This window comes from Prevotella sp. oral taxon 376, from assembly GCF_003043945.1.
Taxonomy (GTDB): Bacteria; Bacteroidota; Bacteroidia; order Bacteroidales; family Bacteroidaceae; genus Prevotella.
In genome coordinates this window covers 1408712-1423966 of the sequence record NZ_PYXG01000001.1, presented here as the reverse complement: position 1 = coordinate 1423966, position 15255 = coordinate 1408712, and the positions used below count along the sequence as shown (strand labels likewise).

Genomic DNA, 15255 nt, shown 5'->3' with positions numbered 1-15255 from the left:
AAATACTGCGCATTAGAGTATTACCATTCTCTCCATTTACCACTTAAGGCCGTTCCACTTGTAGAATATCCACAAAAGCCATCACCGACACAGCCCATACTATCTGCCCTAACGGTTGTTTGGTTTGCCATGTCCTTTAAAATAGAATTACTCTTGGAGCTTCTCATTGCATTACTTGTGTTTACAGCTACAACTGCTGCCAACACCATTCCGCTTAATGCGGCCAAAGTTTTTACATCAGCTTTCACTGTTGTTCTAATAATTAGGTTAAACTTATCTTCCTCGCAAATATAGATTTTTTCTTGGTTAAAAGCAAGCAATTTTCATTAAAAACGATAGAATTAATAAAGATTAAACTATCCCCTGACCATCTCAAACTATGACTTAAACCTTTTTCAGGACGAGAGATTCTCTGTTTGCGAAATCTTCATCGCGTTACCATTCTTAGAGAGATTTACTATAGAAGGAAGAAAGCTAATGTGTCCAACCACATAATTCCACAACACAGAATAAATCTTTAGTGGTCGGACACATCAACAAAGTATTGTCAATAAACGATTTTTCAGAACTCCGCATTCTTCGGCGTGCGCGGGAATGGGATCACATCACGGATGTTCTGCATGCCCGTGATGAAGAGGATCAGGCGCTCGAAGCCCAGACCGAAACCGCCGTGAGGACAGCTTCCGTACTTGCGGGTATCGAGATACCAGCTGTAGGTAGACTCCTCCATGCCACGGGCACGGATTTCCGCAATCAGCTTCTCACCATTCTCCTCACGCACAGAGCCTCCGATAATCTCGCCGATGCGTGGAAAGAGGACATCCGTTCCCTGCATGGTTCGCCCGTCGGGATTCTTCTTCATATAGAAAGCCTTGATCTCACGGGGATAGTCGGTCATGATAACCGGCCGCTTGAAGTGCTCCTCCACGAGGAAACGCTCGTGCTCACTACTGAGGTCCATGCCCCATCCCGTAAGCGGAAACTCAAACTGACGCCCGTTTCTCGCAGCCTCCTGAAGGATGTTGATTCCCTCGGTATAGGGCAGGCGGACGAAGTCCTTGCTGACGACAGACTCAAGAGTCTGAAGGAGCGTCTTGTCAATCATCTTGTTCAAGAACTCCAGATCGTCCTTACAGTTGTCCAAAGCCCAGCGTACGCAATACTTGATGAAGTCTTCCTCAAGATCCATCAGATCGTCCTTATCAATGAAGGCGACCTCTGGCTCAATCATCCAGAACTCCGCAAGATGGCGGGGAGTATTGCTGTTCTCGGCACGGAAGGTGGGTCCGAAGGTATAGATAGCACCCAGGGCCGTAGCACCCAGCTCGCCTTCAAGCTGTCCGCTAACCGTCAAGCTCGTCCTTTTTCCAAAGAAATCGCGGTCGTAAACCACTTCCCCGGTCTTCGCGACACGGTCAAGATCGAGCGTCGTTACTTGAAACATCTCGCCCGCACCCTCAGCATCACTGGCTGTGATAAGGGGTGTGTGGAAGTAATAAAACCCATGCTCGTGGAAGTACTTGTGAATGGCGATGGCCATGTTATGGCGTATCCGCATCACGGCACCAAAGGTATTGGTGCGCAGACGCAAGTGTGCATACTGGCGCATGTACTCAAAGCTCTGCCCTTTTTTTTGCATCGGGTAGTCGCCGGGACAAAGGCCGTAGACCTCGATATCCTTGCATTGCACCTCGACAGCCTGTTCTCCGCCCTGGCTTTCAACGAGCACACCCATGACACTGATACATGCCCCGGTGGTGATACTCTTCAGTATTTCGGCATCAAACTTCGCCGGATCTGCCACGATCTGTATGTTCTTGATGGTAGAACCATCATTGAGAGCAATGAAGTCTACGACCTTACTACTGCGATGAGTACGAACCCATCCTTTTACCGTTATATCTTTTCCAAAGTCGGTGCTACGAAGAGCATCAACAACTTTAGTTCTTTTCATTTTCGCTAATGATTTATGAAATTACTCGAAAGCACCCATGCGGAGCATATCAACCTCTTTCTCCGTGAGGAAACGCCAGTCGCCACGACGAAGGTTCTTCTTCGTAAGACCGGCAAACTGTACACGGTCGAGCCGGACTACCCGATAGCCAAGATGCTCGAAGATACGGCGGACGATACGGTTCTTGCCACTGTGAATCTCTACGCCTACCTGACTCTTGTCGCTCTCATCGGCATACTCTATAGCGTCCGCATGCACCTCACCGTCTTCCAGCTCCACGCCTTCCGCAATCTGCTGGATGTCATGAGCGGTAACATTCTTGTCAAGGAAGACATGATAGACCTTCTTCTTCAAGAATTTGGGGTGAGTGAGCTTGCTGGCAAGGTCGCCGTCGTTGGTGAGCAGCAACACACCCGTCGTATTGCGGTCGAGCCGGCCAACGGGATAAATACGCTCCGGACAAGCGCTCTTCACGAGATCCATCACGGTCTTACGCTGCTGGGGATCGTCGCTCGTAGTAACATAGTCCTTCGGCTTGTTCAGGAGGACATAGACTTTCTTCTCTAAAGAGACCGGTTGATCGTGGAACTTAACCTCGTCTGAACGCAGGACCTTCGTTCCCAATTCCTTTACGACCTCACCGTTCACGGTTACAGCACCAGCCTGGATGAACTCATCGGCCTCACGGCGAGAGCAGACGCCGGCATTGGCGAGATACTTGTTCAGGCGAATCGGCTCATTGGGGTCAATATGCTCCTCCTTGTACTCGATGCGCTTCTTCATGCTGTACTTCGCATTCGGGTCATAGTCGGCCGTATGCGGACGGTAGCCCCGGGGCTGATAACCACCCTGCTGGTAACCGCCGCGTGGCTGATAGCCGCCTTGTGGACGAGGCTGATAACCACCACGAGGCTGGTAACCGCCACGAGAAGGATAACCCCCGCCTTGCTGACGAGGCTGATAGCCACCCTCGCCATCATTGTTATAGCGAGGACGATAGCCGCCTTGCTGCGGACGGGGCTGATAGCCACCACCCTCGCCATTGTTGTTATAGCGAGGACGATAGCCGCCTTGCTGAGGACGGGGCTGATAGCCGCCCTCGCCGTCATTGTTATAGCGAGGACGATAGCCGCCTTGCTGCGGACGGGGCTGATAGCCTCCACCCTCACCATTGTTGTTATAGCGGGGACGGTAGCCGCCTTGCGGACGAGACTGATAACCACCCTCGCCATCATTATTATAATAACGAGGACGATAGCCGCCTTGCTGCGGACGGGAATGATAGCTCCCGCGGGGACGCTGCGAAGCCGAGTTCTGGAGACCGGCCCCAAAGCCTTCAGGACGGAAACCGCCATCTTCGTTGTTGACCGAATTGCCACGGTCAGAGCTATATGCACGCTGAGTGTGGATACGGGGACGCTGTGGCCTTGGCGTGCCGCGATACTCTTCCTGATTACTTTCTGCAGATGGCTGATAGCCTTCACGGCTGTTGTCATTCTGTTCTACAGAAGACTCCTGTGTCTTGTTTTCCAAATCTTCCATTTCTTTTTTCTTTTGTAGCCTCACGGCTTGATTAATACTACTGTTACTTAATACTGAATATTTAGATTGTTTTTATTAAATTCCCGTATAGTTGCTGGGCGCGATGGCCATCAATTCGGCTTTCACATGCTCGCTTACATCCAGATTTCGTATGAATTCGCGTATGGTTTCCTCGCTCATCTTCCCGTTGGTTCGCGTAAGTGCCTTCAAAGCCTCATACGGATGGGGATAGCCCTCACGGCGGAGGATGGTCTGAATGGCCTCTGCCACCACCGCCCAGGCGCTGTCAAGGTCCTCACGGAGCTTATCTTCATTGAGGATCAGCTTGCGAAGTCCTTTCAGCGTGCTCTGAATGGCAATGATGCTGTGCCCGATGGGAACGCCTATGTTGCGCAGGACCGTTGAGTCTGTCAGGTCGCGCTGCAGGCGGCTTACGGGCAGTTTCCGTGCCAGAAACTGCAAGATGGCATTCGCCATGCCCAGATTCCCCTCGCTATTCTCATAGTCAATAGGGTTCACCTTGTGGGGCATTGCACTCGATCCCACCTCCCCGGGGTTGATTTTCTGCTTGAAATACTCCATGGATATATACATCCAAAAATCGCGGTCGAGGTCTATAATAATGGTGTTGATACGGCGAATGGCATCAAACACCGCGCCGAGATGGTCGTAATTGCTGATCTGCGTGGTATATTGCTCGCGCCGCAAACCAAGCTTCTCACCCACAAACCGGTCGCCGAAAGCCCGCCAGTCGACGGACGGATAGGCCACATGGTGGGCATTGAAGTTGCCCGTAGCACCGCCGAATTTCGCGCTCATCCTACAGGCCTTCAGGCTGTCAAGCTGTTCCGTAAGACGATAGACAAAGACCATCACCTCCTTGCCCAACCGCGTCGGAGATGCCGGCTGGCCATGGGTCTTGGCGAGCATGGGCACATCCGCCCATGCTTCCGCATACTCCCGCAGCTGACCGATGAGCTCTTCCACTAAAGGATAGAACACTTGTTCCAGGGCTTCCTTGATGGAGAGCGGGACACTGGTGTTGTTGATATCTTGCGAGGTAAGGCCGAAGTGGATAAACTCCTTATAGGCTTCCAGATGGCCGATGGCGTCGAATTGCTCCTTGATGAAATATTCCACGGCCTTCACATCATGATTCGTCGTCGCCTCTATTTCCTTGACACGACAGGCATCCTGCTCCGTGAAATCCCGATAGAGGGCCCGGAGACGGTCGAAACAGGCGGTATCCAACGAGGCCAACTGCGGCAGTGGCAGCTCACATAAGCTGATAAAGTATTCTATCTCTACCCGCACCCGATACCTAATAAGGGCATATTCCGAAAAATAATCTGCCAAAGGCTCTGCCTTACTCCTATATCTGCCATCAATCGGAGAAATGGCGGTCAACCTGTCCAACTCCATTCTTACTTGAATTTATCCGCTTGCAAAAGTACGAATTTAAATCGATATACCTGCAAATAACAGGGAAAAGATTTGTTAAAAACAAGAAAGCCCTGCAATCGTTTTGATTTGCAGGACTCTTGTGTGGGCGTTTACGGATTCGAACCGCAGACCCTCTGCTTGTAAGGCAGATGCTCTAAACCAGCTGAGCTAAACGCCCTTGGCTTCATCTGAAAAGCGAGTGCAAAGATAAGGCATTATTTCCGAACTGCCAAATATTTTCCAAAGTTTTTTCTATATTTAAAGAAAAAAACTTCTCTGGGCGGTTCCCGAGCTGTCTTTTTTACTCATTCTGCCAATTTACGGGAGGCCTTGAAATGCCGCACGGACAGAGGGAATGCAGCACTTTTTCTTGGAAATGTCGAAGCTAAAGGTGTCTTTGCAGTGGGATTCCGACAGGAATACATGCCAAAGAAGGCGCCATGCCATGCCTGCCGAGGCAAGCAGAGGCTTTTCGGCTAACGGCTGACAGAGAGGTTACTTGCTGCGTGTAAGGGCATTACACGCCGTTTGTAATCGCATTACACACTGTTTGTAATCGCATTACACGCTGTTTGTAAGACCTTCCTCTGCGGTCTGCAAAAAATCAGTAATGCGATTGAATGATTCCGAACGGCTACAAACCACAGAGGTAAAAGCGGTCCTTGGCACGACCGGGTGCGGCAGGCCTGCCCCTGACATCCTACTGCTCATGCGAACGGGAAGTGTCATCATTTCCATGCCCGGTCTCCAAAAACGAAAAGGGATGCTCCCGCAGGAACACCCCCTTGTATCTTGTCGTGTCGATTGAATAGATTACTCAGCAACAGTTACGGTAGCACGACGGTTGAATGAGATAGGAGACAGTTCGTCTACACCGCCATTACCCTTAGTAGTAATGTTGTCGCGGCTTACACCCATCTTAACGAGCTCGTCGGCAACAGTAGCGGCACGCTGCTCAGACAACCACTGGTTGTGGGCAGGCTTACCGGTTGCGCTGTCGGCATAACCGTTGACCATCAGCTTAGAATTGTTCTCCTTAGCATACTTTGCGACAGCCTCTACATTTACGAGATCCTTCTGGGAAGCGATGTTTGTCTTGTTGAGGTTGAAGAATACAGATACTGGAGTTGTAACGAATTCCTTCACGGTCTCAGCTGGCTTCTGGTTAGCAAGCATCTCCTTCAGGCGTGCGTTCTCCGCGTTAGCATCGTTGAGCTGAGCGTTGAGAGCGTCAATCTGAGACTGAGAAAGGGCCTTGATAGCGTCTACATCAGGAGTCTTGTCCCAAGTAGCCTTGCCAAGGTTGAAGGTTAAACCAAGTTCTGCATAGAGATTGTTGTCGTGAGAAACCCATCCACGGTCGCCAACAACCTGATCGTAGCCGTCAATATCGCCCTCGGCGCGAATCCAACCCAACTCGAGATGGAGGCCTACATGCTTGCCGAGGCGGAATGTGTTCAAGATACCTGCAGAGAGATCCATGCTGTAATAGTTAGCAGTCATGGAACGGCCAATGCCACCACCGGCGAATGGAATGAAATTCCAAACACGATTGGGGTTGTAGCCACAAAGCATATTGCTCAAGTTAAACAGGATGTGCTCATTCAGGAACCAATAACGATTGCTTGTACTTTCTGGGCCTTGAGCATTAGTCCACACACGCTTACCCCAGATACCCTGGAGCTTCGTGCGAAGTCCAAGACCCGGAGTGAACCACTTACCAATCGCTACTGCAGCACCTGGGTTAGAACGGAAGCTCTTAAGCGGGCTGGCTGCAAGGTTCTGACCATGCTCCTGACCTGAATACCAAGCATTCCACTGACCACCCACCTGGATGAACCAGTTGCTCCAGAAAGAATTAGTTGCTACACTATATTTGAGTGTAGGATCTGCATCCTGTGCGAAAGAGCACATAGACACACTAGCAAATGCTAATACAATCAATAATTTTCTCATAACTATTTATATTTAACAATCAAAAAATAATTTTACTATATATACTTACACCTCTATTTGGGCACAAAGATAGTAATATTTTTTAAATATAATCATTTTTTCTTGAGAAAATCTCCGTATTTTTAAAAAAAGATGAACAAAAAAGACATTTTTTAGCCTTTTCCGTACTGCATCATGCCTTATCCCAGCAAATGTTCTATATCTTGTTGTCTCAAAATACAGAATATGCTTTTACCATCAGGAGTATAATTCACATTCTCACAGGCAAACAGACTATTGACAACACTCTCCATCTCTTCGTTGTTCAGAACTTCTCCTTGAGGAATAGCGGCATTTCTGGCCAGGCTCAGGGCCAAGGAGCGGTTCATCTCTTCTTTTGAGGAAGTGCCCCTTTCCACTGAATCCGATAACATTTCATTGATGAGAGTTACATAGTCCAGCCCATCAAGGCCTGCAGGAGCACTATTGACGGCAAATGTATTTCTGCCCACATCAATGATTTCAAACCCCAAATCCTCCAGCTCGGCTTTCATTTTCTCTAATTGAACGACGCCGGAGGTGCTCAGATAAAGCATTTCCGGGAAAAGAAGCTTCTGCGGTTGTCCCTTATGATTCCTCTGCTGGGCAAGGTATTTCTCATAAAGAATTCTTACATGTGCCCGATGCTGATCGATGATCATGAGGCCCGACTTCACCGCTGTCATGATATACTTGCCTTTATACTGATAATGCGTGGGCGATTTCTCCTCTATGATCTTCCGCCCGGAAACAGTCTCGGCCTCTGATTCGAAAATCTCGGCCTCATCGGAATGGGGCTGTTTTAGCCCCTGATAAAGTTCTTCCCAGTTCGCGGGCGCTTTCCGTTGGGTCGCAGACTTCTCGTTAAATGGATTATACTGCGGATTCACCCGTACCTTTGGAGCAGAAGGCACAGAGTCCGTATCCGTATGAAACACCGGAATGTCCGGTTTTCCCTGCACATCAAAGTCTATCGAAGGCACATCATTGAATATGCCTATCGACTCTTTCACGGCCGCAGAAAGGATTTGCCAGATTGCCTGCTCGTTCTCGAACTTGATTTCCGTCTTCGTAGGATGGATATTTACATCTATATCGCCCGGAGCAATCTCGAAATAGAGGAAATAGGACACCTGCTCCCCCATAGGCACAAGGCGCTCAAAGGCCGACATGACGGCCTTGTGGAAATAAGGGTGCTTCATATACCTGCCGTTCACGAAAAAATATTGATGCGCCCCTTTCCTGCGAGAAGACTCCGGCTTACCGATAAAGCCCGTTATCTTGCAAATCGTGGTATCGACATCTACAGGAATCAGCTCTTGATTGAGCTTTTTCCCGAAAACATCAACGATACGCTGTCGCAAGCCGCATGCCTTCAGATTATACATCTCCACCCCGTTACCGTGAAAGGTAAAGGCAACTTCCGGATAGACCAACACGATGCGCTCAAAAGCCGCAAGGATATTGTTAAGCTCCGTCGAGTTTGACTTCAAGAATTTCCTGCGGGCGGGAACATTGAAGAACAAGTTCTCTACTTTAAAATTACTTCCTACAGGACAAGAGCAAGGCTCTTGACCAACAAATTTCGAACCGGAGATCGAAAGATGCGTCCCTAGCTCCTCCCCGTCCTGCCGCGTCTTCAATTCAACCTGGGCAACGGCTGCTATCGATGCCAGAGCCTCTCCGCGGAATCCCATGGTGTGAAGGGCAAACAGATCATCTGCCTTACGAATCTTGGAAGTGGCATGACGCTCGAAAGACAATCGCGCATCAGTTTCCGACATGCCTTTTCCGTCATCAATCACCTGAATAGATGTTCGGCCGGCATCCACTACAAGGATATCTATATGCTCCGCGCCTGCATCAACGGAATTCTCAACCAACTCCTTGATAACACTCGCGGGACGCTGAATGACCTCTCCTGCAGCAATCTGATTGGCCACCGAATCTGGCAACAATTGAATGATATCGCTCATCTTTCCTCCCTAAATCATAATATAACAGACGAAAATCAGCAACAAAACAAGTATCAGGGGGAAGACGATATTCACCCAGCGGGATGAAAACACCCTGCGCTTCTCCCTGCCTTTCAGTAAAGACTCGGAAAACTTATCCCTTAAGTCTTCCGCTTTTTCCTTTCCGTCAGAATATATAAATCCATGATGGAAACCCTGTGGCCGTCTGCTGTTAAAATATCTCATGACTTTTTCAAATTCTGTAAAGGAGCCTCATGGCGTTTGATGGTCTTAAGAGTCTCACCCTCTTTCTTTCCTCTCCAGTTAAAGATGTCGTGCTTATCCTTCGGACGAATTTCATCAAACCACCCAAAAACATCCAGTTTATCGCGCGTTGGGGGAATCTGCGTCATCGGATATAAAACCGATGTAAACTTATTAGTCCAGATACGATCCAGCTTCCGCTCGGGAGTCATATACATCCGCATCGTATCGGTTTCAAGATAGTTCAACCCAATGAGCGAGCTATCCTTGTCATCAGTTGGATAATATATCGACCGCACATTCCCAAAAGATTCCGCCTCGCGTATCTTTCCATCTATGAAGTATGCATTCATCTGTTTCGAGGACACCTGGTTATAATACATGCTGTCCGCCATCTGCTCTACGGAGAGCGCCTGACCTATGATTTCGGCCTTTCGGATCGTGGAGTCATTCATATATACTTTAATCACCTCTCCCAGCAATTGCCGACTCCCATTCCACACAATCGGATCGCGATACATCGTCATACAGGAGTCCAACGAACTGACTACCAAGGAATCGCATACTGCCTGAACATCCGTCTTGTATGCGCGTACCTTATTATAACAATGTACCAACCGGTAAACCGAATCCGTATTGATATTGAAAGTGTATAGCTTGATGGAATCCGCATGTGCGAACAAAGTGTCAGGGCCTTGTGAGAAATCCTTTAATACAGCCCGCTTGGTCGCAAACCCCTTTCCGGTCTTCTCGTTATAATGAAGTTCATCACAGACCAGGGAATTCTTATTCTCATGGTCTATATATACGACATTTCCATAACCATGACTCTCCCCCTCCTTGACATAAAAAAGGCTGTCGCCCGTTATCTCTTTCTGCTTATCCACCATTTTGGATCGACCGTACAGTTGTGCCTGCCCCGTCCGCGTGTCGTAATAGGCATCTGAAGTGTTCACGATGCTTTCCTTGGAAGTAATCTCGGAATTCGGTCCAACGATATGGGCCAGCGACTTGCGAGTGTCATAATACAGAGTGTCTGTCTTTATCAGGCGATCCTCACTACGCATCCTCACATTAAACTTGAATACCGCCTGACGGGAATCCAGATAGTATTCTCCCCAGTCGGCCACCAGCTGGTCTTTCCCGTCGACAAGCTTTCCACCTTCAAAGAAATAGGCATAGTTATACAGGCGGTCATAGTCCAGGCTGTCCGTGGTAAGCGTCTGTTTCCTGTGCTTTAGCACTACATCATAGCGGGCACGCATCATCTGCCCCAGGCCGTCATATTCCGCATATCGGCAATTCAGCGAAAGCGTATCGCCCTGCTTGAAACGGACATGTCCGAAAGCTTTTACCGAATTTGCTTCCTGAAAGAAATAGGCACTGTCGCACCAAAGCTGTGCGCCCTGATGAGTGAAGTGGACATTCCCCTTTACGACCTGCGCATCGGGATTATTGCCAAAATGGTCGTACTTCAACTCATCTGAGTGAACCAAGTATATCCGCTCATCACTCTTCTTGCGCGTATTCTTGGCAGGTTGGCTTGACTGTACATACAGGCCAAAAAGGCATAGAATCGCTATGAAAGTAATCCTATGCCCGCTGATATGTTTGGTTATCACTTTTATTGGCGTCATTTAACCCAGCCTTCATATTGATACTCTCCATTCCTATATCGAGGACTCATCCATACATAGGTATGCTTAATTTTCTCTACGACCCAGTCATGGAGCACCTTTTCGCGTTCCTTATTGAGCACCACATTCTTCATCACCTGGAAATCCTCGGTGATTGTTGCCCTATGGCCTTCTACCCTATTCTTCAGTTTCACAATGGCAACGACGGTCTTCCCCTTATCGTTCACCATCTGGAACGGCTCCGAAATATCGCCCACCTGCATTTTTTCCACTTGGCGGGCAACCTCAGGGGGCAGATTTTTCATCTCGAAACGAGAAGTACGGGCACCGTTTTCCTGATCGGTAAACGCCATCAATCCATGGTTATTCCGCGTCTCTTTGTCGTCAGAGACATAGGTGGCAGCTTCTTCGAAAGAGAACTTCTTGGCACGAATATCGCCGGCAATACTATCCAGACGGAGCTTTGTCTCTGCTATGGCCTCGTCCGAGACATGAGGTTTGCGAAGGATGTGGCGGACCTTGATACGATCGCCCCGCTTGTCTATCAGCTGAATGATATGGAAGCCAAACTCCGTCTCCACGATCTTGGAGATTTTCTTAGGGTCTGTAAGATTGAATGCCACATTGGCAAATGCAGGGTCAAGCATGCCACGCCCCACATAGTCCATCTCGCCACCCTGCCGTGCGGAGCCAGGATCCTCTGAATAAAGGCGGGCCAAGGTAGCGAACGAAGCGCTGCCATTCATCACCCGGTCTGTATATCCCCGAAGTTCATCCTTCACGCGATTGATCTCCTCCTGTGAAATCTTTGGCTGCCGGGTGATAATCTCCACTTCTACCTCCGTTGGCACGAAGGGGAGGCTGTCTGCGGGAAGCTTGTCGAAATACTTACGCACATCACTGGGCGTAACGGAGATGTCCTTTACCAGTTCCTGACGCATCTTCTGGGAGATCTGCTGATTCTTAAACTCATCGTGCATTTGCTGGCGCATCTGCGAGATGGTCTGTCCACGATATTCTTCCAGCTTCTCCCTCGATCCTGCTATTGAAATCCAGTTGTTTATCTGCTGGTCAATGGTTGCCGCCACATCAGACTCAGATACCTCGACCGAATCGATGGCAGCCTGATGGAGATACAACTTCTGAACGGCAATCCGCTCGGGAATGGCATAGTCTGGATTGCCTTCCCACTTCACGCCCTCGGCCTCAGACTGCAAACGCAGTGCCTCGACATCAGACTTCAGAATCGGTTCATCTCCCACGACCCATATCACCTCGTCGACGATTGAAGACTCGGGAACCTCTGTCGCCTGAGCCACCTTCGTCGTGTCGGCTGAGTTGGGCATTGCCTTGGCCCGAAACGCCTTGGCCTGACTCCCTATAAGCAAGAGCAGGGCCAGGAAACCCGTAAATATATGATATCCTTTTTTCATCTTCCTAATGTTTATTTACCGTTTTCAATACTTTCTGATCTATCTCTACCGGATACTTCCGGCGCAATTCCTCAACCCATTTTCTCTCCAGCGACTCCTGATAATCCGCAAGAACCTGCGAGCGGACATCGTCTACTTCCTGTGGTGTCTTGAGTTTCTTGCCGAAAATGGCATCAATCGGGAAATCCTTGAGGGACTTTACCTCTGCGCCGGTCTTGAACACCCTATTGTCGACCAGTGAGTTGTCTCCTTTCTTGAAGATGCCTTTTTCTACACGGATACGCAAGATACTGTCATTGTTGAAAGTCTCGCGGAGCTTCTCCGTCCATTGTCCGAAAGGAAGTCCCTTGACAGCGTTCTTGACATTCTTGACATCTTTCTTGTCCTTCACATGATAGGCTATGCCCTTGAAGCGGGGCTCGGTCCACTTATACCTTTCCTTGTTCTTGGCGAAATAAGCCTTTAGCCCGTCCTCGTCTTTCGAGGCCTTGTCCCAGACGGTACGATTGCTGATTTCATAGAGCAACAGGCCGTCGTGATATTCCTGAATCAAATATTTCACGGCAGGATCGCCCGCTTCCAGCTCCGCCTGCCTTTGGGCAAGTATGTCGGCAGGGGTCGTCTCAGGCCTCGCGGTCTTTGCCAGAGAGTCGAGCCTCTTGTCAATGATGGCCTCGCGAAGCCCCCGCTGATCGATAAACTTCACGATATCCGCACGCACCGAGTCGTAAGGAAAGAAATTACGCTTATCTTTCAGCAAGAGGATATGCCAACCGGCCGGAGACTCAAAAGGCCTGCTCATTTCACCTTTCTTCAGGGCATAGGCTTGGTCTTCAAACTCTTTCAAAGTCTGGCCTCGTTCCAGCCATGGCAATTCCCCGCCGTTCACGGCAGAGCCTTTGTCGTCAGAGACTTTTCTTGCCAGTTCCGCGAAGTCGGCTCCCTTCTGGAGCGCGTCGTATACAGAGTCAATCCGTTGCTTTGCCGCGGCCATCTCCGTCTGGGAAGCTTTCTGCCTCATCTGCACGAGAATGTGAGCCGGCCTGACAAGTCCGCCCCCGCCGTCCACACGCTGCCGAGTCTCGTTATAGATGTTGCGGGCCATGCCCTCTACATCGGCATCCGTAATGACCGACGGGCGTACCTGCTGGTCGCGATAAATGGCAAATTCCTTCTGGAACGACTGCGCCGTATCGAGCTTGGCATCAAGGGCTGCCTCGACCTTGAGCTTATAGTTGACGAACAGGTCTACATATTCCTCAACGCTCTTCTTGTCGATCACCCCCTCGGTATTGTTCTTGTTATAAGAATACTCAAATTCCGACCGACTCACCGGTTTCCCGTTGATGGTCATAATCGTCGGATCATGCTGGGCAAAAGCCATGCCGCTCCACAAGAGTAAGGCTGTAAGCAACAGGTTTGACTTCATTTCTTCTTCGATTCTGTTTATTCTGGGCGGCTGTAGTTCGGCGCCTCGCTCGTAATGGAAATGTCGTGTGGATGGCTCTCCAAGATGCCCGCATTGGTGATGCGCGTAAACTTTGCCTCGTGAAGCCGTTCTATGGTAGCGGCACCGCAGTAGCCCATGCCGGAGCGCAGACCGCCCATAAGCTGATAGACCACTTCCTGCACCGTTCCCTTGTAGGGCACTCGACCGGCGATACCTTCAGGCACCAGCTTCTTCACATCCATGGTGTCGCCCTGGAAATAGCGGTCCTTGGAACCGTTCTTCTGCCCCATGGCCTCTAAGGAACCCATGCCGCGATAGGACTTGAACTTACGGCCGTTATAGATAATGGTCTCGCCCGGGCTCTCCTCCGTACCGGCAACGAGCGAGCCGATCATCACGCAGCTGCCGCCGGCAGCCAGCGCCTTGACGATGTCGCCGGAATAGCGCAGACCGCCATCGGCAATCAACGGCACCCCCGTTCCTTTCAGGGCGGAATAGACTTCATAGACCGCGCTCAACTGGGGAACGCCCACGCCGGCCACCACACGCGTCGTACAGATGGACCCCGGGCCGATGCCCACTTTCACGGCGTCGGCCCCGTGCTCTACGAGATAGCGTGCGGCCTCGCCCGTAGCGACATTGCCCACCACGACATCGATGCCCGAGAAAGAGGCCTTCACCTCCTCAAGCTTGTCCACCACACCCTTGGAGTGCCCGTGGGCGGTGTCGATGACGATGGCATCCACCCCGGCCTCGACGAGCGCCCGTGCGCGGTCGAGCGTATCGGCAGTAACCCCCACGCCGGCAGCCACACGCAACCGGCCTTTCTCGTCCTTGCAGGCCATGGGCTTGTCCTTGGCCTTGGTAATATCCTTATAGGTAATCAGGCCCACCAGATGGTTGTTGCCATCCACGACGGGCAGTTTCTCTATCTTGTTTTCCTGCAGTATCTGCGCCGCCGCGGCAAGGTCGGTCTGCTGATGAGTGGTAACAAGATTCTCGCGGGTCATCACTTCGTCGATGGTCTTGTCGAGCCTGCGCTCGAAGCGAAGGTCGCGGTTGGTAACGATTCCCACCAAGTGATTCTCTGCGTCAACCACGGGAATGCCACCGATATGATAGTCGCGCATCATCTGCAGAGCATCCCTCACGGCGCGTCCCTGACGGATGGTAACGGGATCGTAGATCATTCCGTTCTCGGCACGCTTCACGATGGCCACCTGACGGGCCTGCTCCTCGATGGGCATATTCTTGTGGATCACGCCGATACCACCTTCCCGCGCGATGGCGATGGCCATGCTCGACTCGGTGACGGTGTCCATGGCGGCAGTTACGAAAGGCACATTCAGCACGATGTGTCGGGAGAAATTGGTTCTCAACTCTACCCCTTTGGGCAGCACCTCCGAATAAGCCGGTATCAACAGGACATCGTCGAAGGTGAGCCCGTCCATTACAATCTTATCTGCAACAAATGATGACATAATGTGATTTTAGAAATTTATTGCGTGCAAATTTAACAATAAAAATCCACATTTGAACCGCTTTCCATGAATTTCTCGCGCATTTAATGGTATTTAACGCACGATTCCGACATAACCGATAC

At 50.2% G+C, this 15255-nt stretch carries 10 protein-coding genes and 1 tRNA gene; all 11 read right to left on the bottom strand.

The genetic code is table 11. The features are described from left to right. Positions 1-20: 20 nt before the first annotated feature. Positions 21-320 (bottom strand): hypothetical protein, encoded by a 300-nt coding sequence (locus C7120_RS06150; protein WP_107620791.1) that lies wholly within the window; start codon positions 318-320, stop codon positions 21-23. A 242-nt stretch (positions 321-562) separates the two neighbouring features. Continuing rightward, positions 563-1954, bottom strand: a complete 1392-nt coding sequence (gene asnS, locus C7120_RS06145; RefSeq protein ID WP_107620790.1) for an asparagine--tRNA ligase — start codon at positions 1952-1954, stop codon at positions 563-565. Positions 1955-1975: 21 nt separating this feature from the next. Further along, complete coding sequence (locus C7120_RS06140) at positions 1976-3496, bottom strand: pseudouridine synthase (RefSeq protein WP_107620789.1); 1521 nt, start codon at positions 3494-3496, stop codon at positions 1976-1978. 75 nt (positions 3497-3571) lie between these two features. Further along, entirely contained in the window at positions 3572-4918 is a 1347-nt protein-coding gene (purB, locus tag C7120_RS06135; protein ID WP_107620788.1) for an adenylosuccinate lyase, read from the bottom strand. A 124-nt stretch (positions 4919-5042) separates the two neighbouring features. Further along, positions 5043-5117 (bottom strand) — tRNA-Val (locus C7120_RS06130). A 635-nt stretch (positions 5118-5752) separates the two neighbouring features. Then, positions 5753-6895 (bottom strand): OmpA family protein, encoded by a 1143-nt coding sequence (locus C7120_RS06125; protein ID WP_107620787.1) that lies wholly within the window; start codon positions 6893-6895, stop codon positions 5753-5755. Between the two features lie 179 nt (positions 6896-7074). Continuing rightward, complete coding sequence (mutL, locus tag C7120_RS06120; protein ID WP_107620786.1) at positions 7075-8889, bottom strand: DNA mismatch repair endonuclease MutL; 1815 nt, start codon at positions 8887-8889, stop codon at positions 7075-7077. A gap of 221 nt (positions 8890-9110) precedes the next feature. Beyond that, positions 9111-10769: an OstA-like protein gene (locus C7120_RS06110; RefSeq protein WP_107620784.1), complete on the bottom strand. Its 1659-nt coding sequence runs from the start codon at positions 10767-10769 to the stop codon at positions 9111-9113. Then, positions 10766-12202 carry a peptidylprolyl isomerase gene (locus C7120_RS06105; protein WP_107620783.1) on the bottom strand — a complete coding sequence of 479 codons (1437 nt, stop codon included), beginning with the start codon at positions 12200-12202 and terminating at the stop codon, positions 10766-10768. The genes C7120_RS06110 and C7120_RS06105 overlap by 4 nt, the downstream gene beginning before the upstream one ends. A gap of 4 nt (positions 12203-12206) precedes the next feature. Continuing rightward, the gene (locus C7120_RS06100) at positions 12207-13631 is read right to left on the bottom strand and encodes a peptidylprolyl isomerase (RefSeq protein ID WP_107620782.1); all 1425 of its coding nucleotides are present in this window, start codon (positions 13629-13631) and stop codon (positions 12207-12209) included. Positions 13632-13648: 17 nt separating this feature from the next. Then, complete coding sequence (gene guaB / locus C7120_RS06095; protein WP_107620781.1) at positions 13649-15133, bottom strand: IMP dehydrogenase; 1485 nt, start codon at positions 15131-15133, stop codon at positions 13649-13651. Between the last annotated feature and the right edge of the window lie 122 nt (positions 15134-15255).

Bases quoted from the DNA above. Each gene is read 5' to 3' on its own strand.
- C7120_RS06140 (WP_107620789.1), bottom strand. From the start codon at position 3,496: ATGGAAGATTTGGAAAACAAGACACAGGAGTCTTCTGTAGAACAGAAT.
- guaB (WP_107620781.1), bottom strand. From the start codon at position 15,133: ATGTCATCATTTGTTGCAGATAAGATTGTAATGGACGGGCTCACCTTC.
- asnS (WP_107620790.1), bottom strand. From the start codon at position 1,954: ATGAAAAGAACTAAAGTTGTTGATGCTCTTCGTAGCACCGACTTTGGA.
- C7120_RS06110 (WP_107620784.1), bottom strand. From the start codon at position 10,769: ATGACGCCAATAAAAGTGATAACCAAACATATCAGCGGGCATAGGATT.
- C7120_RS06100 (WP_107620782.1), bottom strand. From the start codon at position 13,631: ATGAAGTCAAACCTGTTGCTTACAGCCTTACTCTTGTGGAGCGGCATG.
- C7120_RS06105 (WP_107620783.1), bottom strand. From the start codon at position 12,202: ATGAAAAAAGGATATCATATATTTACGGGTTTCCTGGCCCTGCTCTTG.
- purB (WP_107620788.1), bottom strand. From the start codon at position 4,918: ATGGAGTTGGACAGGTTGACCGCCATTTCTCCGATTGATGGCAGATAT.
- mutL (WP_107620786.1), bottom strand. From the start codon at position 8,889: ATGAGCGATATCATTCAATTGTTGCCAGATTCGGTGGCCAATCAGATT.
- C7120_RS06125 (WP_107620787.1), bottom strand. From the start codon at position 6,895: ATGAGAAAATTATTGATTGTATTAGCATTTGCTAGTGTGTCTATGTGC.